The sequence below is a fragment of the Paenibacillus sp. TAF43_2 genome (assembly GCF_052113545.1).
In the GTDB taxonomy this organism is placed as follows: domain Bacteria; phylum Bacillota; class Bacilli; order Paenibacillales; family Paenibacillaceae; genus Pristimantibacillus.
In genome coordinates this window covers 24,126-44,898 of the sequence record NZ_JBFRDK010000042.1, presented here as the reverse complement: position 1 = coordinate 44,898, position 20,773 = coordinate 24,126, and the positions used below count along the sequence as shown (strand labels likewise).

General features: G+C 46.9%; 16 protein-coding genes. 2 read left to right on the top strand and 14 right to left on the bottom strand.

Annotated features, from left to right (window positions below; translation table 11 throughout):
- The 7 genes from AB4Z17_RS12025 to AB4Z17_RS11995 form a co-directional block, all read right to left on the bottom strand.
- Nucleotides 1-228 (bottom strand): carboxylesterase family protein (locus tag AB4Z17_RS12025; RefSeq protein WP_441959955.1); only part of this gene is annotated, 228 nt, incomplete at its 3' end.
- A 96-nt stretch (nt 229-324) separates the two neighbouring features.
- Nucleotides 325-2,082, bottom strand: a complete 1,758-nt coding sequence (locus tag AB4Z17_RS12020) for a hypothetical protein (RefSeq protein ID WP_441959954.1) — start codon at nt 2,080-2,082, stop codon at nt 325-327.
- Nucleotides 2,083-2,124: 42 nt separating this feature from the next.
- The gene (locus AB4Z17_RS12015) at nt 2,125-3,072 is read right to left on the bottom strand and encodes a carbohydrate ABC transporter permease (protein ID WP_441910267.1); all 948 of its coding nucleotides are present in this window, start codon (nt 3,070-3,072) and stop codon (nt 2,125-2,127) included.
- Nucleotides 3,069-3,419, bottom strand: coding sequence for an ABC transporter permease subunit (locus AB4Z17_RS12010; protein WP_441959953.1), 351 nt, complete (start codon nt 3,417-3,419; stop codon nt 3,069-3,071). The genes AB4Z17_RS12015 and AB4Z17_RS12010 overlap by 4 nt, the downstream gene beginning before the upstream one ends.
- 23 nt (nt 3,420-3,442) lie before the next feature.
- Nucleotides 3,443-3,859, bottom strand: coding sequence for a hypothetical protein (locus AB4Z17_RS12005; protein ID WP_441959951.1), 417 nt, complete (start codon nt 3,857-3,859; stop codon nt 3,443-3,445).
- Nucleotides 3,860-4,249: 390 nt separating this feature from the next.
- Nucleotides 4,250-5,293 (bottom strand): alpha/beta hydrolase, encoded by a 1,044-nt coding sequence (locus AB4Z17_RS12000; protein WP_441959949.1) that lies wholly within the window; start codon nt 5,291-5,293, stop codon nt 4,250-4,252.
- 115 nt (nt 5,294-5,408) lie between these two features.
- Entirely contained in the window at nt 5,409-7,757 is a 2,349-nt protein-coding gene (locus AB4Z17_RS11995; RefSeq protein ID WP_441959947.1) for a beta-L-arabinofuranosidase domain-containing protein, read from the bottom strand.
- Between the two features lie 188 nt (nt 7,758-7,945).
- Between AB4Z17_RS11995 and AB4Z17_RS11990 the strand changes: the two genes are divergently transcribed.
- Both AB4Z17_RS11990 and AB4Z17_RS11985 read left to right on the top strand, forming a co-directional pair.
- Entirely contained in the window at nt 7,946-8,797 is an 852-nt protein-coding gene (locus AB4Z17_RS11990) for an AraC family transcriptional regulator (RefSeq protein WP_441959945.1), read from the top strand.
- Between the two features lie 327 nt (nt 8,798-9,124).
- Nucleotides 9,125-10,348: a GDSL-type esterase/lipase family protein gene (locus tag AB4Z17_RS11985; protein ID WP_441910272.1), complete on the top strand. Its 1,224-nt coding sequence runs from the start codon at nt 9,125-9,127 to the stop codon at nt 10,346-10,348.
- A gap of 249 nt (nt 10,349-10,597) precedes the next feature.
- Here the strand turns inward: AB4Z17_RS11985 and AB4Z17_RS11980 are convergent, their stop codons facing one another.
- The 7 genes from AB4Z17_RS11980 to AB4Z17_RS11950 all read right to left on the bottom strand — a co-directional run bounded on the left by AB4Z17_RS11980 (nt 10,598) and on the right by AB4Z17_RS11950 (nt 20,771).
- Nucleotides 10,598-11,605 carry an endo-1,4-beta-xylanase gene (locus AB4Z17_RS11980; protein ID WP_441910273.1) on the bottom strand — a complete coding sequence of 336 codons (1,008 nt, stop codon included), beginning with the start codon at nt 11,603-11,605 and terminating at the stop codon, nt 10,598-10,600.
- Between the two features lie 124 nt (nt 11,606-11,729).
- The gene (locus AB4Z17_RS11975) at nt 11,730-13,244 is read right to left on the bottom strand and encodes a glycoside hydrolase family 43 protein (RefSeq protein WP_441959943.1); all 1,515 of its coding nucleotides are present in this window, start codon (nt 13,242-13,244) and stop codon (nt 11,730-11,732) included.
- Nucleotides 13,245-13,277: 33 nt separating this feature from the next.
- Entirely contained in the window at nt 13,278-14,807 is a 1,530-nt protein-coding gene (locus AB4Z17_RS11970) for a glycoside hydrolase family 43 protein (RefSeq protein WP_441959942.1), read from the bottom strand.
- A 127-nt stretch (nt 14,808-14,934) separates the two neighbouring features.
- Nucleotides 14,935-16,218 (bottom strand): endo-1,4-beta-xylanase, encoded by a 1,284-nt coding sequence (locus AB4Z17_RS11965; protein ID WP_441959941.1) that lies wholly within the window; start codon nt 16,216-16,218, stop codon nt 14,935-14,937.
- A 128-nt stretch (nt 16,219-16,346) separates the two neighbouring features.
- Complete coding sequence (locus AB4Z17_RS11960; protein ID WP_441959940.1) at nt 16,347-17,297, bottom strand: carbohydrate ABC transporter permease; 951 nt, start codon at nt 17,295-17,297, stop codon at nt 16,347-16,349.
- A 16-nt stretch (nt 17,298-17,313) separates the two neighbouring features.
- A complete protein-coding gene (locus tag AB4Z17_RS11955) occupies nt 17,314-18,222 on the bottom strand; it encodes a carbohydrate ABC transporter permease (protein ID WP_441910277.1) in 909 nt (302 codons plus the stop codon).
- Entirely contained in the window at nt 18,219-20,771 is a 2,553-nt protein-coding gene (locus tag AB4Z17_RS11950) for a DUF5696 domain-containing protein (protein WP_441959939.1), read from the bottom strand. Before AB4Z17_RS11950 ends, AB4Z17_RS11955 begins: the two co-directional genes overlap by 4 nt.
- Between the last annotated feature and the right edge of the window lie 2 nt (nt 20,772-20,773).

The window sequence follows — 20,773 nt, the reverse complement described above, 5'->3', positions numbered from 1 at the left end:
GGTATAGATATTGTTTTCGTCGATCTCTTGTCTCACCTGCATCGATATCGGCGCGAATTCGTATGCTTTTAATATGCCTTCCCAATCTTGCGCGGGCTGAGGGGCACGCCAGCGGTTTTCGCCAACAGGTGGAGCTGCGAATGGGATTCCTTTGAAGCTTGTAATTCGCGGGTCCGCTGCTGGAAGACCCTGGACTATACCATTTTTAACCTTTATGATTCTAAGCATTGACAACGACTCCCTTCAATTTGAGTAATCTAGTACAAGAGAGGAGTATGAATATTCATTCATACCCCACTTGTTTGAAATGATGAACGATTTTATTTATTTGCTTGCTAACGCTTCGGCACGCATTTGAACGATTTTTTTAGCTTTTTCCGTATCCGAGGCAACGACATCATTCCAACCCAAACCCACCACATCTGTCTTCATCTTTGCCCACAGCTGGTCGAAATCCCCTTGATTTTTTGCAAATATCATCTTCCATGATGTGTTTTTTACATAATCCGAAATTTGGCTTCGCTTGTTTTTGATATCAGATGAATCGACACCAAAACTTGTATTAATGTTAGGTACAATATCGATCATATTATTTTTCAGGTAGTATTCCGTTGCGTTCGTTGCATTAAATGTACTCTGCCAATCTGTCGTTAAGGTTGTCTTGTTGGCTTCTATTGTGGAGCTCCAGTAATTATTGTTGTAAAACTCTCCTGAATCGGGATCCTTCACAAAATCGCTCATGATCATACTATTGATTTTGCTTTGGCCATCCTGATAACCGCCGCCGCCGTACTCCTCCGGAACTGGAGTATTTTCCTGAAATGCCGTTTGACCGACTTGGGTAAGCTTAAACTTGCCGTCTGCTGTCTTTTCGTAGTTGAAGCCTTCAAAACCATTCGTCGTGTAGCGCAGGCCTTCAGGAGACACAAACCAATCCAAAAATTCCATAATTCTGTCGGGCTCTTTCGCTTTTGACCCGATAGCAAATACTCTCCCGCTGCCGTAATAAGCATCGCTGCTTTGAATGATTCGGGTGTCAGCAATCGGAACTGCGACATTCCCATCTCCGTTCATCCCTCTTTCAATTGAGTTGTAAAACCCTCTTTGCCATGAATACCACAAAAGAAGCACCTGCTTGTTGGTAAGCTTCTCAGCAACCTTGTTCCAGTCCTGGGATGCCGAGTCCGGATCGATCAGGCCCATTTGATTTGCGGTAAAATAAAATTGTAGAATTTTTTTGTACATGCTGTTGTCATCGATGAGCGGCGCAATATCACCTTTTGCATTCAACTGTATCGTAGAGGTACCATTGGGCTGTTCATAACCATACCAGTTGCTTAACCAGCGTACATTTTCCATGCCTCCGCCGTCCCAATCCTTCCACAATGTGATCGGAACAATCGGTTTGCCGTCTGGAGTCTTAGGGTATTCTTCCTGCATCTTCTTCAGTACACTCAGTAGATCGGAAAGATTGTTCAGCTTAGGAGCTCCTACTCCCTTATAGTAATCCCAAGGCAGAATTGGACTGGAGTAAGGCAGTTCTTCTGAAAATGTCGTTGGTGAAGTATCCGCTACAAAAGTCGGCAGACCATAAATCTTGCCTTCCGGATTTACTTTATCAAATCCTCCATTAAAAGGCTTGAAGTGATTGTCCACATATTTTGACAGATACTTCGTATTCGCAACTCGATCGGTAATATCCATAACAAGACCGACCGGAATCAATTCTTCCAACTGACTATTCTCGATGATCAGAATATCTCCTAGATCACCTGCTGCCGATCTAGTCTTGTATAACTGATCGCCGGCTACCTGTGGTGCAAGAATGTTGAGCGTAATATTAAACTTGTCTTTGAGAAGCTTCCCATACCACCCGGTCTGCTCTCCTTGGTAATTTGCCGCATTGCTGAATACGGTAAGGGTTAGCGGCTTGCTGTGATCAATCGTGGTGTGGTTTTGTGGTCCCTTCTCATCAGTGCCGGGCTCCGATTTGCTGCAGCCGGCCAATGCTGTTGTCACCGTGAATATGCAAGCGAACAACACCACCATCGATTTTTCCACCGCTTTATGACGATTACTCAATGGTAAACCCCCTCAATTCATTTTTTATTATAATGGTGCAGGTTAGCCTTTCACTGCCCCTATCATAATCCCTTTTACAAAAAACCTCTGGAAGATCGGATAAACCAGCAATATAGGCGCAACAACAATAATGGTAACCGTCATACGGATTGAAGTTGTCGTTTGCTTGGTTGCCAGAGTTGCCATAGCTGTAGAACCGGCATTTTGAAGATTGACCATGGTAGATAATGAGCTTGCCTGATTAATATAGTTATATAAAATGAACTGCAGGCTATACAATTTGCTGTCAGTGACGAGCAGCAGCGTATCCTGAAAAGAGTTCCATTGATCCACCGCTGCAAATATGGCAACTGTAGCCAATATCGGCTTGCTTATAGGCAATATCACTTTGAAGAAAATCGTCATAACCCCAGCCCCATCGATACTTGCCGCCTGCTGCAATTCCTTGGGCGTCGATTCCACAAAGGTTTTTACAAGGATAATAAAAAATGGAGCTACAATAGTCGGCAAAATGTAGGCCAAAAAATGGTTAGTCAGATGCAAGGACCGCATGGTGAGATACCACGGGATAATTCCTGCATTAAAAAACATCGTAATTATCGTGAAGCGGTACCAGAACTTTCTCCCCCACATATCCTCCTGAGAAAACATGAATCCCAAAAAGGCTGAAGCCCCGACGGTCAGAGAAGTTCCGATTAGCGTTCTTCCCAGCGATATAATAGCAGCGTCCCATAGTCCCGGAATCTTAAATACATCCAAGTAGTTCTGGAAATGGATTTGCTGCGGGTAAAATACAATCTCACCTCTGGCGCTAAGATCATTGGCGCTAATGGTATTGATAATGATAGAGTAAAATGGAAAAATGCATAGGAGAGCAAACAGCGTATACAGGGTATAAATCAAGGCTGAAATCAAGATATCGGTAATGCTGGAATGCTTCTTGTTAGTGTGAACATTGTTCACTGCCAGGCCTGCTGCTTTATCGCTCATACCACGCTCTCTCCTCTTATCATTTTTGATAATCCGTTCACTGAAAAGAGAAGCACAACACTAACCAAACTCTTCAGCATGCTGATCGCAACAGAAACGGAATAGCTCCCGCCCCCCATGGCTAGGTTGTACACATATAAATCCAGAACCTGTATGTTTTCTTTGTTAAATGCATTTTGAAAAACAAAATATTGCTCCAAGCCATTATTCAGGAAACTCGCAATTTGCAGCATTAACAGAACAAAATAGGTTGACATCAGACTTGGTAAAATCACATTCCATATGACCTGCATCCTTGTTGCACCGTCTACACGCGCCGCTTCATAAAGGGATTCATCTATACTCATAATGGCAGCTATATACAAGATGGCTATAACATAGAGAATGCCAGTGAATAGACCAGTACCCAGCTGATAAAGTTTGGCAAGGTCGTTACCGTTTGCACAAACTTCCGGAAACGCAAAGCTTTTATTTCATTCAGAAATATAGCAAAAATCATTGGTAGCCATGAGAATAGCAAACCCAAGCCGCTCATCCCAAACGTATTTTTGATTACCTGAAGCAATTGGTCTATCTTTACTTGGTTTTCGACTAAGGAACGAAACCACTTGAAACCAACATAAGCGGATTGAGACAAAGGTGTCGGCGGCGTATAGTCAAAGAAGGCATAAACCCAACCATATAGCGGGTAGTATGCAAAGGTAGCAAGTAAACCCATGAAAGGCAGTATGTAGAGAAATTTTTTAATAGATTCACTTCTCATCCTGTATTCTTTTATACGCACCATGTAATCCCCCTATAAATAAGTTGTTTGAAAGCGCTTCCAACATTGAAGAAAAGAAATATTTAGAGATGTCCAAGCAACCAGCTAACACTCCCCTATCCGTGGTTCCATTTCCTTTCCAGCCCATACACCTCCGTAAATGCACTGTTTACCCTTCAATTAATTACCAACTTTCTAATAAATAGTAAATTATCAGCCGTCTAAAAACAATGATCTATACTAACGTATAATTGATATATTCTGATATGCAGTAATTGTAAATTTGATTGCAGTTCAATACATTTCAATATAAAAAAAGCTCCTTTACAGAGTCAGGTTAGGAATGATTCACCTGTTCGCTGTAAGAGGAGCATGTCAATTAAATCTGTGTCTTGCTCAACTTCACTGAGTGAATTAAGAGTGCGCTTCTCCATTTCCAAATAACAAACGGATAAAATGATACGCGCCGTTGTGCCATACTTGAAAATCATGGATCCCGCCCTTAATCGTAACTTGGTAATACGAATTAAGGAAATCCCCTGCTCTATCCGTAAGACCTTCAATTGATTGATTGTAGCATTTGAACGATACTTCGTCGGCATCTCCGCATGTCATATACAATACTTGAAGCTTCCGGCCTCTTAATGCAATGCTCGTGCCCAGAAGCTTACCATTGCTTGATGTAGGTGCATTTGAGAAAGAGCCTACGTAAGCGAATATATCAGTCATGCCACGTACGGGAACAGTCGAGGCAAGCCCGTTCTCCCATTCGCTTGCCACTCCAGTGATTGTCGCAGAATCGCATCGATACCCCCCAAGGATCAGATTCAATGCCTGCATGCCACCCATGGATAGACCTGCGATAGCCCTATGCTTGCGACTGAATTCGATTGCTTCTGGATCGGTCTCCCCTATATTCGCATACGTCTTGAATGTGGATTCAATGTACGGAATCAAATCATATCTCAGCTCATAATCAAAATAATAGAACCCGAGCATATTGGTTCCTTCGGAATTGAATTTACTCTCTGTCCAGTCATGCGAGCTTCTTCCATTCGGCATTACGACAATAACTGGATCGATATCACCGTTTGCGATGAGGTTATCAATCATATTACACAAGATCGAATTGCCGCCCTCATTCCAGCTACCGCGCAACCATTCATATTGGTCCCCGCCTACACCATGAAGCAAATATAAAACATTGTAACGGGTAGCATTGTCGCTATCGTCGTAACCCGCCGGGAGATAGACACTACAGCATTTCATAATGGCCTCTCCTCTAACCGTTTCTCTTCCCGTCTCCCAAAAATCTACCTCTCGATTCGTCACGAATTGGCGCAATTGGTTAATATAGTGGTTAACCGGATAAACAACATCTCGCACTGAACCTTGATTGCCACTCGCAGCCGCTCTTATATAAGCGGCGGGAATTCCCGCTATTTCCAAGCTCGTCATCGTTTATGCTCGCTTTCTATGACATATTTTTCCGCACTGCAAACATCGCTTCAGCAATATTTTCATCATGTAGGGCAGCCTCTGCTTATTCATATACGCACGTATAACCGAAATCCTACTGAGGAAAGCTGAAAATAGGATGGGACACCGGTCTCATCGTTCGCAGCATACCATAGATGCCGCTCAGCTTGTCTTCCGGAGCAAACCTGAATTCCACTTGCGATTTCCCCTTCACGATCTCTGCAGGAATCAAATAGTGCTTCGTAATAAAGTCGCGTTTCCACTCCCAGGATGACTGTTCGCGTACAAGCAATACGCCATCCGCATAAATGTTCATCACCCTATCATAATTGATGCAGAAATACATCACCTGAAGCACGTTCTCGCTTTCTGGATCAATGTTAAGCTTATAGCTGAACCATCCGCCGGGATGCGCCAATCTTCCATTTTGACCGTCCCAAGCTCCACTGAACGTTTCTTGTCCTTGTATTTCATGCTGGAGCTCGTATTGATCATTACCGACCTGGACGCTGTCGATCGTCGCCTCTTTCACAAGCCGCTCCATTCGTCCAAGCGCCAAATGGCGTTTCAGCTCTTCGGAGTCCGCTTCGACAATATTCCAATAGATGCCGTAACGCTCCTGATGCTGCTTATAATGCGGGGTAAATACAAGCCGTTCGTCCTCATCAGTATTTCGGAGCCTAAAGACAAGCTTGCCGTCTTCCTTCATCAGGTGCTGCTCAATATCGTCCAGCCACTGCTGTGGGCTCAATCCCTGGGGAATTATAAAATCCTTCACAAGCATTCTGCGTGTTGGCACGCTTACCATAATCCCCGTACTCGCCTGGATCATGTCCTCTGTTCCGAGCGTCGCGCTTAATACGACCGGCCCATATTGAAAACCGACAGCATAGCGATTATCCGGCAGGCCGGAGTAAAACACCTTCATCGGGAGCTTTAGAGCAAGCATATCGCCATGGTTCCATTTACGGTCGATCACGATGTAATGGTCCTTGACTTCGAGAGGCAATGGCTCACCATTCAAGTGCGCTTCGATCTCTCCCCGAACCCAGTAAGGAATGCGAAGATGAAGCTTGAGCTCCCTCGGCTGTCGATCTTCCGTCTCAAGCTGGAGCGTTACACAGTCGCTGTCTGGAATGCCGGAGCTTAGAGCAAGGCGTACATTCTGCTCACTCCAATCTAAAGTGGAGCTTACATATTGATTAATATACAGCTCATTCGCTTTATGGAAGTAGATGCTGTCGCCCAGCTTCGTAAAGCTCTCCATCCCCGTTCCCGTACAGCACCAGAAGTGCTCAAACGGCGAGCTGTAAATCTTAAAGTACCCTGTCGCCATCGGCTGAAAATACATGGTCATGCCCGTTTCGGGATTTTGTGAGGAAAGGATTGCGTTCATATAGGTCGTCTCGTAGAAGTCCGCATACTTCCGGTCTCCGGTCAGCTTAAACAGTTCGCGGGTCAGCTTCAGCATATTGTAGCTATTGCACGTTTCGCAGGTGATGTCCGTGCGTCTCTGATCGAGCGATTTCGGCTCGCCAAAATGCTCCGACTCGCTGTTGCCGCCGGTCATATAACTATGGTGGTTAACAACCATATCCCAGAAATTTATAGCCGCTTCCAGATAGAAACGCTCGTTTTCCCCTAGTACAAGAAAACGGTTCAACGCTCCCAAAAATTTCGGAATCGTCGTGTTTGCATGCTTCCCCCTCAAAACATCCTTGCCTTGCCGGGTCGCCTCAAATAAAGGGAGCTCGTCGAATTTGTGAGCTGCCTCCAGATGCTTCGAATCGCCGGAAATTTTATACAGTTCATAGAGGCAATCATTCATTCCCCCATACTCGACGGCCAGTACTGTCGCTTGCAGCTCGTCTGACCAACGGGATGTCCGCGAAGCCACCCAGTCACCCAATTTCACAACCGTGTCGAAGACGACCTTGGAATGAGTAGCTTGGTATACGGATATCAATCCCGCAATAATCTTGTGCATCGTATACCAGGGAACCCATGCTGGCTGCTTCTGCTCGATATTATCAATGAGCGCTTCAGGAAATGCGGAGAGATAACCGCTTTCAAACTGGCATTCCGACAATTCATTTGCCATATACGTCAGTCTCTTCAGCATTACCGGATCCTTCGTCGCGGAGTATGCTTGCGCGCATGCCGACAGATAATGACCTAGCGTATGTCCGCGAATCTCCGTCTCCTCCCATCCCGGGTATTTCGCTGCCTTCGGCTTGAGCCCACGGGTTTCCCGGAATCCGGCCAGCAGCCTGTCGACATTATAGCTGTTCAGGTATTCGAGTTCCTTCTTGAAAGCATTGGCTTGATAGTCTTCGGTAAGCACCACTTGATCCAATCCGAAATGCTGCAAAGCAATTCGCTGCAGCGTCGCTTTATTCCTGTTCATCATCCATTCACCTTCCATGTCCCTTTGTGATTTCATATCCGTACTATCCTCAGATTACCGTTTTGCGACTAACAAGGTAAATGGCGAAAGGTTCGAATTTGTGTAAAAAAGTCAGGTTTAATTCTAATCGTTGACTGCACAGAAGTTATAGAAATTTGGCTACCGTAAGGTTATGATTAAACCAGTTAAGTGAAAAAAGGACAGAAAGGCGGCGTCAATTCTAAATGATCGGCTATACCTTTAACGTAGAAAAACCGTTAACGATGACGATGACCGGCAAATTCGTTTCACCGTTTCCCGAATGGACGCATATGAACAGAGTACTCATGGATTATGAATTGTTTATACAGATTAAAGGACAGTTATACATTGCAGATGACGAGGAGCGGCATGTCTTGCAGGAAGGGGATTTTCTTCTTATGGCTCCCCGTACCCGGCAATTCGGGTATCAGGGGTCCGACTGCAGCTTTTATTGGCTTCATTTTACCGCGGAGGAACCATCGGCAGCTCCAATACTCATCGAAGAGTATGAAGCCCAGACGGGACATATGATGATACCGCGTCAAGGTGCACTGCAGCGTTCGGATAAGATCATCGTCATGATGAAACAGCTGCAGGACTCCGTTCGAAGCTATCAAGACCCGACTCTGAATAATTTTTTGGCAACGAGTATTCTGTACGAGCTTTACAAGCAATGTGATCTTGGCACAAACGCCGTAAAAAAAGAGCTGAAGCAGCTTCAGCTCTACAACGATATCGCAGACTATATCAAGTGGCACCGCTTTGAACCGCTGAAGGTGTCTCAGATCGCGGATCATTTCGGTTATAATGCCAAATACTTGTCCTTCCTGTTCTCAACAATCTCCGGTATGTCACTCAAGCACTTTATTATGAGTCAAAAGATTGAAGCCGCATCCTTTCTCCTGACGGATACTAATCAGAGCATCAACGAAATCGCGATGCAGCTCGGCTATTGCGACAGTCATCATTTTATGAAATCGTTCAAGCAGCTGACGCATCTTACACCGACCGGCTTCCGCAATGCATCAGCAAAACGATTGTTATATTACAAGTGAGACAAGAGTAGAACAATTATCACCGATTCGGCTTCTGTATCTGCTCTTTCAGAGCTTCCAAATTACATTCGCCTACCCACTATTTAATGATTCGGGCTGGATCAGAAGTACTTAAAAAATGTTGTACGGTTTCGTTGTATGCAATAGTTTAAATCCTTCATAGTTATTTTCGTATGATTTCTCAAATTCATCGGCTATTTGAAAGAGGGAATACAATATCCATTCCTAACCGCCTAATTTGCTACCGTTAACAATGCTTTGACGGGTTTGCTGCTCGGTCGGTTTGTACTAAGATAAACTAATAGAACTTAAGAAAGGGGAATAACAATGACAGATGGTCTATCCTTAAACGCAACTGAGAAGCTCGTTGATGTTAACTCGGAGGCTTATCATGAGATGATCGCCCAATCGCTGCTTGACAAAGGCAACAATAAGCGTTTGAAAGCCGCCATTGAAAAGGCTAAGAGAGGCGATAACGTTACGATTGCTTTTATTGGCGGCTCCATTACTCATGGAGCTGGAGCAGACCCGCTCCATACGTCTTGCTACGCTCACCGAACATATACCGCTTTCAAAGAGATGTTTGGCAAGGACGGCGGTAATCAAATTCGCTTTATTAAAGCTGGCTTAGGCGGTACGCCTTCTGAACTGGGCATGATTCGCTATGAGCGGGATGTCCTGAGAAACGGAACGGTTCAGCCGGACATCGTCGTCGTGGAGTTTGCCGTCAATGACGCTGACGACGAGACGAAAGGGATTTGCTACGAGAGTCTCGTACTGAAAATCTTGACCGCCGCCAATTCGCCTGCCGTTATTCTGCTGTTCAGCGTGTTCGAAAACGATTGGAATCTGCAGGAACAACTTTCTCCTGTAGGCTATCATTATGATCTTCCCATGGTAAGCGTGAAGGATGCGGTTACAAAACAATTTCATAAGTCAAAGGACGAAGGCAACATCATTTCCAAGTCGCAATTTTTTAGTGACATCTATCATCCGACCAATTTGGGACATCTCATCATGGCCGACTGCTTGCGCTCGCTTTTCATGGAGACCGATCGTTGCGCACCTTATCAAAAGGATATCGTCCTCGACAAACCACCGATGTACGGCAACGATTTCGCTGATGTTCGTTTGCTGGATAGGAACAATGGTTCTAGTGTAGCAAAGATTACGGAAGGCAGTTTCTACACATCCGATACCGAACTCCAATTCGCGGAGATGGACGATCATCCATACGGCACAGCCCAATTCCCCAACAACTGGATGCATACATCTGAATCCGGCAGCGACAGCTTCACGATGACGATTCATTGCAAAAGCCTGCTTCTCATTTTTAAAAATTCCGGAAGCAACGAATTCGGAAACGCCGATATTTTGGTTGACGGCAAGCTTGTGAAGGTGGCGGAGTCCCACACCGTCAAGTGGACGCGTTGCCACGCCCTCCTTTTGATTCGGGAGCAGCAATCGAAAGAGCATACTGTGGAAATCAGAATGGCGTCAGAGCATGAGAGCAAGCAATTTACAATTCTTGGTTTCGGCTTCACACAATAGTCACTCGCAGCTCATTTTGCATTGAGAATTTCTTATTACTGATCTTTTCACCTACATATGTTAAAAAGCCTATTTAGGAAAAAGCCTTCATTATATAAGCGACATTTCTATATATAATAAATGACCATACAACATGAAAGCCCTTCTAGCCCTGGTATACCCGGGCAGAAGGGCTTTCATGTTGTATCGAATCGCATGATCACCTAAGCAAAGAAAGCTTTACGATATTCTTGCTTTTAAACGTTTCTGCTATCTGCTGATGAGCTTGTGGTACGATCCTTTCGGCAGTTGCTCCTTGTCGAACAGCAACGGCCAATTCTTGCGCCCTCTGACTGGGAAGTTGTCCAACCAAGTATAATCGTCCGCGGCCCCCCAGAACGTCACGCTCGTCAGGACATCGCTATATTCGCAGAACAGCTGGAATAACTGGGAATATCTATCCTCCTGAAGACTCATCATCTCGGATGTAGGCGATATCAGATCGGTTCGCCTATCTTCGAACTCGAACACCGATACGTCCATCTCAGTGATATGCAGCTTCAGTCCGAGCGAAGCATAACGTTCAATAGCCGTTCGGATATCGTGCAGTGACGGATGGGATAAATTCCAATGCGCTTGAAGTCCGATACCATGAATAGGCACGCCCTTCTCCTTCAGAGATTTTACCAGTCTATAAATTTTTTCCCTCTTCTCAGGTACGGACTCGTTATAATCGTTATAGAACAACAGCGCTTCGGGATCGGCTTCATGCGCATATTCGAACGCCTTGGAAATGAATTCCTCACCGACGATGTCGAGCCATTTGGACGAACGCAGTTGTTCTTCGCTACTATCAGATACGGCTTCATTCACGACATCCCATGCATAAATTTGACCCTTATAACGCCCAACCACTGTATTAATGTGAGCTTTCATTCGCTCCAACAGCGTATCGCGATCAACTAGACCTCCAGTTTCATTCTCGAACACCCAAGCAGGCGTTTGATTATGCCAGACGAGCGTATGCCCTCTTACTTGCATTCCGTTTACTTTCGCGAAATTCATTATTCGATCCGCATCCTCGAAAGTATATTGGTGTTCTGCAGGATGCAAACGCTCGAACTTCATCTCATTTTCAGCCGTTAAACTATTGAAATGATACGCCAACAACTCGCGTTGTGTGACCAGCGTCTTCATATTTACAGCTGCGCCAATTAAAAACTGCTGACTAAACGATTTATGAAGTTTTAAAGATCCTTCATATCGGGAATTGTCCATTTCTCCGATCGCCTCCTCTTCATGTTTAGGTTGACTTTAGACATAATTTAATTGCCAATTTAGTAGAATATAGCTTTTTCCAGGTAATATGGGAAAAGCTTTTATTGTTCGTATGGATAATTTGTTACTTGGATTCATAATCGAACCAGTCAAAATGGGCGAGCGACTGCGATTTGGCGCCATTTCCGGTCGCATACAAGGCGAAGAGCACGCCAGTAAATCCGCCAGCCACTTCCGTTGCAAGAAGAGAGGTCTCTCCATGGCCGAACCAGAATGGTTCTCCGTTGCCATCAGAAAATCCGAAAGCATACAGGTCGCGAGTCGCGCTCACATGAAGAACGATAGATTCGAACGGCCACGGCGCCTCGTTCTCGATCTTCCACAAGCTGCCAAGCTTTCTACGGAAAATGACTTTGCACACGCCAGCGATACGAGTCAAAGCAATCTCATAATGGAAGCGATCGTTCATATAAACGGTAATGCCCGCTTCCTCTCCGTCACGCTGAGGTGCAAATTCCATATGCGTAGACACGCTGCAATCGAAATGCTGTTGTCTTCTCGCTAGAAATGCAGGCGCTCCGATTTCATTCAACGTCGTCTCGTTGCCCCGTAATGTTAGACAACTATCCTTCTCGCTAAGGCACCAGTTATCCGGATTGGGTGAACGCATAAAATTCCAATACGGTGCAAGCGCCGCCGCATCGAAATTGTCCCGAACTGGGGCAGCGGCTACAGGCAGCAGCGGAAGATTGCCTGCCGGCATCGTCTCGCTGACCGTTCCGTTATCGCCAATGATCGGCCAACCCTCTTCCGTCCATGTGACGGGAGAAAGAAACGTCTCTCTGCCGAGATGGTGTTTATTCGGATAGCCATGCGGCCTGATGCCAAGAAATACAGCCCACCAGTCTCCGTCCGGCGTTTGAACGAGGTCTGCGTGTCCCGTTGCATGAATCGTTTTCGACTGGCTTCGATGGGTTAAGATTGGATTGTGCGGACAGCTTGCGAAAGGTCCATTCGGACGTTCGCTTCTAGCGATCGTTTCCATATGGCCGTATTCGGTGCCGCCTTCGGCAATCATTAAATAGTACCAACTGCCGACACGATAAATATGCGGTGCTTCCGGGTACTGGCCTCCTGTTCCCGTCCAGAGGAAAGCAGGATCAGTCAGCCTTTTGCCGGTTTTCGGATCAATCTTGCTTTGATAGATGCCAGGACCCTGATCTCCGTGAGCAGAGGAAGTGAAATACAATGTTCCATCCTCATCGAAGAACAAGTCTGGGTCTATGCCGGGATGGTCGACGAAGATCGGATTCGACCATTCCCCGCGCGGATCATTCGTATGTACGAAGAAGTTACCGCCGGCGGTAACGTTCGTCGTCACCATATAAAACGTTCCGTTATGCTCACGGATCGTAGGCGCGAATATGCCGCCGGAGCTTGGTGCACGGCTTAGATCGAGCTGCTCGGGCCTTGTCAAAACGTGGCCGAGCTGCGTCCAATTCACAAGATCCTTGCTGTGGAACAGCGGAACACCCGGAAAATATTCGAAGGAACTCGTTACGAGATAATAATCATCGCCAAAGCGACAGACGCTTGGGTCCGGATGAAAACCGCTTATAACCGGATTGTTATAATTCATGCAAGCGCACTCTCCTTATCGTTGCGAAAATAGTTAAATCAGACTCACATAGCGGAAGTAATCGAAATCAACGAAACCGCCAGCTTGCTTCGTGGCGTAATTGTACAGACCGAATCGGTAGCCCATAAAGTGTTCAAGCCTATATTGCATATGAAACGGTTCTCCGATCACAACCCAATTCACTCCGTCCGTGGAATAGCGGAACCAGGCAATATCCTCGCGATCGCCATTATCGAACTGGCACTCTATTTGCAAATAGATTTGGTCGCCCTCATACTTTACGCGTTCAACTGTGATTTCGCCTTGACCGTCGTCCACTCTGCCATTGACGCACATTGCTACGTAAAAATCGCCGTTGTCATCGACCTGAATACCGACCGAGCCGAAAGCATATTGCAGCGACACTAACCCTGCACGGTCGCCCGGTTTCATAGCCTTGATGTCCATAACCGTTGTACCGACACATGCCGGACCTTCTGTACGCTGTGTTAACGTATTGCGGGCAAATTCTACGCTATTCGTGATATGTCCCGTCGTTAGGCGCAAGCAGCCCGGTCGCTCCGTTACCGACCATTTACCATTGTCGGGATTATGATTCCATTGCCAATGAAGCGCTAGACGATTCTCCCCGTAATCAAACTCATCACTGATGACAAGCGGTTTTGTCTCCGAGCTGGGCAGCTTCACTTCGAGAGTCTTTGGCGCTTTGCCCTGTTGCCCCAGAACTGGCCAGTCATTATCCCAAACGACCGGCAGTACGCATGGAATACGGCCAACGGCCCCGTGATCTTGGAACAGTACCGCATACCAATCCCCTTCTGACGTATCAAAAATGCCACCTTGTGCGATGCCATTGTTCCGATAATCCATTTGATCATCGAGTACTAGCTTGTGCTCGTATGGACCGAGCAGTTCACGTGAACGATAGCATAGCTGTCTGCGGCGCTTGTTACCTGTATTTGGCCAATCGATGAAGAATAAATAATAATAACCATTGATTTTGTAGGCATGGCAGCCCTCGGCACGAAGCATAATTCCGTCTCGCTCCGTCTCGAGCAGCAATTGATTGATGCCGTCCGGCTTCAGAGCAGTTGCTTTCTCAGACAGCTCTGTAATCCGAATATCGCCATTGCCATGGAAGACAAACACACGGCCATCGTCGTCGAACAGCATGCTCGGATCATGGTGAAGTCCTTGAATAACGCTTCGTTCCCATTTCCCGTTCTCGATATCCTCAGTCGTATACACATAGAACTGATTCATATCCAGACTCGAGAAACACACATAAAAGATACCGTCGCGATAGCGTAAGCTGGCAGCCCATGATCCCTTGCCGTAAATGCCTTTACCGTCAAGCAAATTGTGTGCGTCATTATCCTCGAACGTCTCGTATACGTAATTAACAAGCTCCCAATTCTGCAGGTTTTCGGACTTCATAATCGGACAGCCTGGCATCGAATGCATGCTTGTGCTGACCATATAGAAGGTCGATCCTACACGGATCACGCTCGGATCCGGAACGTCCGCCCAGATGACCGGGTTCGTTATTGTTGTTTTGTTCATCGCTAGCTCCTCCTAGTAGGGCTGGATTAGTCCATCATCCAACCAGTCTAGCCTGTATGCACCTCGGCAACAACCCGTCTATCTATAGGTTTTCCCACATAAATTATAGGCGGTACTTTTTATACTTTTATGGTCGTACTTGCCCAGATGGATCGACGACCGCCCAGAATGCCGGCTTCGCGTGAAGCTGCTTGTCGAACAAGAATGGCGCATTGGTACGCGTCACCGGGAAGCTGTTCAACCACGTATGGTCGTCCGCGATGCCCCAGAATACGACGCCGCTAAGAATGTCCTTATTGTCTCTGAAAGCCTCAAACAGCTCGCGATATCTATCCGCCTGCTTCTGCAGCAGATCAACCGGTATATCGCTGCCAACATCGCTGCGATCGTTCCATGCGTAGAGACTCATATCCAGCTCGGTAACGAGATTATCAAGACCTAGCTCAGCAAACTTCTTCATCGATTCGATAATAGAATTCACCGTCGGCCCGAATAGGTCGATATGGGTCTGATGACCAACACCATCGATCGGTACGCCTTTGTCCAGCATTTCCTTCACAAGCTCATACAATCGGTCTCGCTTCGCCGGATTGTCCGTTCCGTAATCATTAATGTACAGCTTTGCCTCGGCTCCGCCCGCTTCGCGTGCCGCTCGGAATGCCGTCTCGATAAAGTCTGTACCCGTTATCTTATACCATTCGCTAGCTCGCATCCCGTCCGGATCGGCTGGCTCTATTACTTCATTGACAACGTCCCATGATTGGATATCGTCCTTGTATCGTTCGACAATTGTGCGGACATGCGTATCGACTCGCTGCAGCAGCAGCTTTTTGTTCGCTTCGCGCTTAGCCGCGTCTGTCTCCTCAACCATCGGCTTGCCCTCCGCATCCTTAAAGAACCAAGCGCCGACCTGACTATGCCAAAGCAAGGTATGGAAGCGCACCTCCATGTTGTTTTCTTTCGCGAACGCTACGATTCGATCCGCATTCCCCCAATTGAATTTACCTTCCGTAGGTTGAATCGCATCGGGCTTCATCACGTTCTCCGCAACAAGCCAGTTCACGTGCTTCTTGAGCATCTCTGCCTTTAGGCCCTCCATCTGGGCCGGCTCGATGGCAGCTCCGATCGGAAAATAATCAGCGAATGTCTCCGCAAGCGATGGAATATCCTGCTCGACCGATGGTTCCGGCGTCGGAGTTGGCTTCAATGTTGGAGCCGGAGTCGCTTCAATCGTGCTTGTAGGCTGGCCATCTTCAGGATTGACGCTGCCAGCAGGTGCTTCCGTTTGAAGCGCAGCCGTTTCATTCACTGTTTCCGCTTGATGCTTATTGAGAATAAGCACAGCAACAACTGCAATTAAGGTGACAGCAGCTATAATGCTGTATATTAGCTTGTTTCTTTTTTGACTCAATTCGTTTGCCCGCCTTTCATTCGTAATCTTGTTTTGCACTCCAAATCTCTAAGCAGCAATAAGCGCCCTGCGGGCGCTGGCCGAAGTAGCTGGCCCCCCAAGGCGCTATACATGCGTCAGTACTTTTCTTAACCGACGATTCCAGTACGCTCGATACTTTCGACGAAGTATCTTTGAACGAACAAATAAAGAATAACGAGCGGCAGAATCGCAAGCAAAATACCGGTATCCTGCACCATGCTCATGAAGAACGGGTCTTTGTTGGTCGTTGCGCCGCCTTCTAGCAAAATTTGCAAGTTGTAAGGAAGGGACGACAACTGCGTGGACATCACTTTGCTCGACGTCAGATAGGTTGTCGTGAAGAAACTATCATTCCACTGCCACACAAAGGAGAAGAGCAATACGGTAACAATGGACGGAATCGCATTCGGCAGCATGATACGAAGGAACGTCGAGCCAACGCCCGCCCCATCGATGTATGCCGCTTCCTCCACCTCCTTCGGAATACCACGGAAAAACTGCCGGAAGATGAAGATGTACAGCCCCGCCTTCAACGAATTCGCCGTAAGGGAAGTTAGAATAAACGGCCAGTAAGAATTAAGCAAATTCAAGGACTTTCCGCCGGTTAGCAGCGGGATCACGCCTAGAAGCGTAAAGTCCTTCAAGTTCATATAGATCGGAATTAGGATGGTCGTAGGCGGAACCAAGATGGTTAATATAACGCCAGCAAACAGCAGATTGCTTCCTTTGAACTTCAGCCTGGCGAACGCATAACCTGCGAACGCGCAGGATGCGGCGGTCATGATCGTCGTCATGCTAGATAGCACAAATGTATTTGCCAGCGTTTCCCAATAATCCATAATGGCGATCGCTTGCTTGAAATTGTCGAGCGTAAAGTGCTCTGGAATAAACACGACGATCGGCGAATACAGATCCGCCTTGTCTTTGATCGCCGTCGAAATTTTTTGAATAATGGGATACAAGATAACGAACGACAATCCGATGATCAGCACGAGCCGAACGATCGTCCACAGCCCTCGCTTCCAGCTTTCCAACGATAACAATCGGGCCAATATCAACGTTTTCACTCTCCTTCTATTCCTGGTAGAAGACCCGCTTGGATATGAAGTATGCACTAACTAATAGAATGATCATGATGACCAGGAAGTAGATCCACGCCATCGCCGAGCTAAGCCCGAAATTAAAGGTGGTAAAGCCGGTTTCTTTGATTAGCGTCGTCATGTTGTTCCTGGAGAAAGAGTCGATAATCGTATAAATGACGTTTACGAGTATGAGCGGACTGACCATCGGAAACGTAATTTTCCAAAATGCCTCATACCCGGTCGCCCCTTCGATTTTGGAGGCCTCATACAGCTGCGGCGAGATGGTCTGAATGCCAGCTAGGAAAATAAGAATTTGCACACCGGATTGACTGACGATCTGATAAATCCTTTCGACAGCATCCATCAAGTACAAGACAATATCCTCATTGACGCCTGATCTCACCATAATGTTCGCCAGCTCTAGCGTACCGCTCGAGAATACGCCCCCGTTCGCATTTTGTTCATTGATCGCTTGCACCAGACTTGATGCCTCCAAAGTCGCAATGACGCCGGAAGCAAGTATAACTGGAAGGAAAAAGATCGATCTTGCCAGTGCTCGCCCGACGAACTTTTGATTCAGCAGCACAGCCAGAAACAAGCTGAAAATAACGATAAGCGGAACGTTTACGACCATATTAACGACCGATTCCGTTAATATTCGATTAAAGCTCGTATTTACCGTGAGCGCTTCAATATAGTTCGCGAATCCGATATATTTCATAGTCATCCCGTTCGCATTGGCCTTAATCGAGCTTAAGCTGTATTGCAGTGAAGTCAATAAAGGAATAAAAAAGAAAAATAGAAATCCAAGCAGCCAGGGCAGCACGTACAGAAAGCCCCACAAAGCCTTCTGCTCGTTGTACGTTCTTGATCTGAATACCAGCTTCGTTATCGTTTTCAAGATTGCTCACCACCCGTCACATAACCCTCGGCCTCTATCGTCATCCCGTTTATTGTTGTTTTCGTCGCATTGTAGTTAACGATGACGTACGTCCCGCTTTCATACACGGTTTTGAACAGGCCTTCAGCTAGTTTCTCGTGCGCAACGATACGCTCATTCTGAACTTTACTCAGTACACCGTTCACTTCAGCATAAATATGTGCAGCCTGCTCCAGCCACTGTTCGTAATTGACTGCATATAGCTTGCTGAATTCCGTATCCTTAACCTTGTAATTCGGCTCGTGAATCCATTCGAAGTATACGCCGGAGCCGTACTCGAGACATTTCAGAATATATTGTCTTACATTCGTGTAGCTGGTCAAATTATAAGGCGAACCTGTATAATTGATATTTCCGCGAATCACCATTTGGAAAAATGGAATTTCTTGATCCTCGAGCTTATAGCGACTGTTCGTTAAAGGTGCGTTTGTAATATCTGATAAGTAAGGCAGTGTGTAAGCATTGCCGCCCTCGGCCAAAATATTCAAGTTTGCTTCACGAATTTTGTTCAGCGCCTGAGTAGAAATATCTTCTGACTCTGTACGGTCGATTTGTTTGTTTTTGCGGAAATCGCTATTCAACTTGTCGCCCATATCACGAAGCGAAATCCCGTCCGCATTGAAACCTTTCATGTCCTTTAGAATAGCATCCACGTAAGTGCCGACACGCCTCGGCGATACGACATAGGACGGGGACTTCGAGCGGTCTCGTCGCCCTAGCGCAAGGTCAAGAGGATAGAATGACGAAGGTACGCCACGCAGAGAACGCGATGCTTCCTCCTTCTCGTCGAATCCCTTCCCCGTATGCGCGGTTAGAATCGCTACGTCAGGATAGAGGTCTACGTCCTGCTCCTTCGCGAACAACGCCAAGCTGCGCAAGCCTTTTGCACCGCCAATCGCATGGTCTACCGACAGGTCATCGGGTACTTTATGATCGAGTCCGCCGTTGAACCAACCAGCATATCGARGCTTAATATTAGCGATGCCGAGCTTCTTCATTTCGCTAATCATTTCCTGCGTCTGCTTGAAAGTGGTAAGCGGCTCGAGCGTCATGTACGGGACGCCGACGAAATGCTTCTGTTTCGCAATGCTTCCCACGACCTGAACGTAGAACGGAAGCTCACTATCCCCGCTCCCCTTCTTCGGAGCCGGTAATCCGTCCTGGCGCTCCAAATATTCACGATAATACTCCGCCATGCCCTGATACGATGCTGACTCGCCCGTAAGGAAGGCATAACGCACCGTAAAATCACTTTTCATCGGATGTTCCTGGAATTTCGGCAATGTTCGCTCCGATCCGTTCGCCTGGAGCGTAAGCTCCCCTTTGTTCGTAACGTTGAAGGTCGGATAAACATAATTGTAGCTGTTCAATTTGCCGCTGATATCCGCATTGATCGTCGCAACAGGCGCGCCTTCTTCGATAATGCCAAGAAATGCGTTGCCGTCCCTGATCATGCCGAAAACCGGCAGCCTAACGGTTTGTTCGTTAACAGCGTTCTCGACCCTCTCCATTGCCTGGTCATTACCGTAAACCGCCTGCTGGTACGCAGGGTACTTCGTCTTGCCGTTATTGAACGAGATGAGAGCGCCGGAGCCGTCCGGAACGAAGATCGAGCCTTTCTCCTTACTCCCCGCTGCGCCAAAGAAGCTTAGCATTGAGACGCTGCTGACCGGATACTCGCTAGGAGACTGAACTTCCTGTGATGGGACCCTAACAACAAGACAGTCCGCATCGAGCTTATACTCGATGGAAGCGAGGAAAATTCTCGGTGCAGGCGAATCTTGCGAAAAATTCAGTTCAGCCATATCCTTCTCCAGATCCTCTTGCGTATAGCCGGCATCCTCGAATGCTTTGAACGCACGATCAAGCTGAAGACCATTCAGCGCTTGGTCATTCCGAGCATAGACCGCTTTATCCTCATTTTTTGTATACCCAATACGCAAAGCACGTTGACCTGCCTTATCCAGCTTGCCCGACAACTCATCAAAACGAGTCATACTTAACATGAGAGGCAGATCCATGGCAGATCTCTCGGCTTTACCAAATTTATAGGTTACTTTAACTCCGCTATCAATCGTTTCATATTTAACCTGTTCGTATGCAACGCTGTCCAGGAACGTATTAATCGAATTGACCTGTCCGAAGCTGTTATAGTAATCTATTTTCAATTGCGAGGACAGCAAACCCTTATTCACCCCGGTTGCGACAGGATCAGCCTCCGCTTCGAGGGGATTGCTATGCCATACTTCGCCTCCGCTTTTGTTAAGCACGGCAATAGCGCCCGTCTCCTCGTTGATGAACAGCCTAAGCCGCTCATTCTCGGCGATTCCCTTCATATCGGCGAGACGCGCATCCGTGAACGAAGCGTTAAGCGCCTTTCCTTGCACGAATGCCGCCTCTAGCTGCTGCGCGTCTTCCGCTTGGTTTGCGGTACCCGAGCTGGAACAGCCGGCGACCAGCAGTCCGGTTGCGAGAAACGCGGACAAGATGGCATTTCTGGCCATACGCATCT